2 protein-coding genes and 1 pseudogene are annotated in these 1,846 nt (G+C 69.2%); 1 reads left to right on the forward strand and 2 read right to left on the reverse strand.

From position 1 onward, the window contains the following. Positions 1-368, reverse strand: a pseudogene (locus ACWGIU_RS37010) (aspartate carbamoyltransferase); the annotation flags it as partial. A 105-nt stretch (positions 369-473) separates the two neighbouring features. Then, positions 474-1,049 carry a bifunctional pyr operon transcriptional regulator/uracil phosphoribosyltransferase PyrR gene (gene pyrR / locus ACWGIU_RS37015; RefSeq protein WP_351154749.1) on the reverse strand — a complete coding sequence of 192 codons (576 nt, stop codon included), beginning with the start codon at positions 1,047-1,049 and terminating at the stop codon, positions 474-476. 287 nt (positions 1,050-1,336) lie between these two features. On the opposite strand from pyrR, the gene bldD reads away from it, so the two are divergent. Next, positions 1,337-1,837 (forward strand): transcriptional regulator BldD, encoded by a 501-nt coding sequence (gene bldD / locus ACWGIU_RS37020; protein WP_030008755.1) that lies wholly within the window; start codon positions 1,337-1,339, stop codon positions 1,835-1,837. Positions 1,838-1,846: the final 9 nt, after the last annotated feature.

Below are 1,846 nucleotides of genomic sequence, written 5' to 3' on the forward strand. Positions count from 1 at the left end.
GAGTCGATCCAGCCGGAGGTCGCGAGCCGGTAGGGGGCGCCGGAGGCGTGGTGGCGGATGACGACCGCGTCGGCGCCCATGGCCTCCAGGGTCAGCGCGGTGTCCTTCAGGGATTCGCCCTTGGAAACGGACGAACCCTTCGCGGAGAAGTTGATGACGTCGGCCGAGAGCCGCTTGGCAGCCGCCTCGAAGGAGATCCGGGTGCGGGTCGAGTCCTCGAAGAAGAGGTTGACGACGGTGAGGCCGCGCAGGGTGGGCAGCTTCTTGATCGGCCGGTCCGCGACACGGGCCATCTCCTCGGCGGTGTCGAGGATCAGGACGGCGTCGTCGCGCGTGAGGTCGGCGGCCGAGATGAGGTGGCGCTTCATCTGGATGGCTCCGTAGGTCGGGAGGGCAGGCGGACTGACGGGCGGGTGCGAGCGGGCAGGGCAGGCCTCGGCGCGGGCCCGGTCGGGGCCCGTCACTCGGACGGTCTACTGACCTGCTGCCTGGGCGGTCCGCTGGCCGAGCAGCACGGCGTCACGGCCGTCCTCCTCCTGGAGCTGGACCTTGACGGTCTCCCGCAGCGACGTGGGGAGGTTCTTGCCGACGTAATCGGCACGGATCGGCAGTTCGCGGTGGCCTCGGTCGACGAGGACCGCGAGCTGGACGGCGCGGGGGCGGCCGAGGTCGCCGAGGGCGTCGAGGGCGGCGCGGATGGTGCGGCCGGAGAAGAGCACGTCGTCGACGAGGACGACCAGGCGGCCGTCGAGGTCGTCGCCGGGGATCTCGGTGCGACCGATCGCGCGGGCGGGCTTCATCCGCAGGTCGTCGCGGTACATGGTGATGTCGAGGGAGCCGACCGGGATCTTCGTACCGGTGATCTCTTCGAGCTTGGCGGCCAGCCGGCGGGCGAGGTGGACACCGCGGGTGGGAATGCCGAGGAGCACCACGTCGTCGGCGCCCTTGGCGCGTTCGACGATCTCGTGGGCGATGCGGGTCAGGACCCGCGCGATGTCCTGCGCTTCGAGAACGGGGCGCATGGAATCGGTGTTCTGCTGGGTGTCCATGAAAAGGACCTCCTTCTCCGCCTCACGGGACGGACCTTAAAGGACGTCTGATGTACGCCTCACACGGTACCAGGGAGAGGCCGGTGACTCGGACCGGGCCGGTGGGAAATGGCTCTCAGGGGGCTGCTGGGACGAACTCCCAGGGGAGCGACGAAGACCATTCGGCTTGACGCATCCAAGTAACGCTGCGTAACCTCACAGTGAGTTACCAGCCGCGCGGCGGAGCCGCACGTAGTTACGTAGTCGCAGTGTCCACCAGTCACAGCGTCACAGCGTCCGGGAGCGTTATGTCCAGCGAATACGCCAAACAGCTCGGGGCCAAGCTCCGCGCCATCCGCACCCAGCAGGGCCTTTCCCTCCACGGTGTCGAGGAGAAGTCCCAGGGTCGGTGGAAGGCCGTGGTGGTCGGTTCTTACGAGCGCGGAGACCGCGCCGTGACCGTCCAGCGTCTTGCCGAGCTGGCGGACTTCTACGGGGTTCCCGTGCAGGAGCTGCTGCCGGGTACGACTCCCGGCGGGGCCGCCGAGCCGCCGCCGAAGCTGCGTCTCGACCTGGAGCGCCTGGCGGGCGTCCCGGCCGAGAAGGCCGGCCCGCTGCAGCGTTACGCGGCGACGATCCAGAGCCAGCGTGGCGACTACAACGGCAAGGTGCTGTCGATCCGCCAGGACGACCTGCGCACCCTGGCCGTCATCTACGACCAGTCCCCCTCGGTCCTGACCGAGCAGCTGATCAGCTGGGGCGTGCTGGACGCGGACGCGCGTCGTGCGGTGGCGCACGAGGAGCTCTGAGTCTCGGGC

This window comes from Streptomyces sp. NPDC054840 (assembly GCF_053611065.1).

Coding starts and splice junctions, on each gene's coding strand:
- pyrR (WP_351154749.1), bottom strand. CDS start 1,049: ATGGACACCCAGCAGAACACCGATTCCATGCGCCCCGTTCTCGAAGCG.
- bldD (WP_030008755.1), top strand. CDS start 1,337: ATGTCCAGCGAATACGCCAAACAGCTCGGGGCCAAGCTCCGCGCCATC.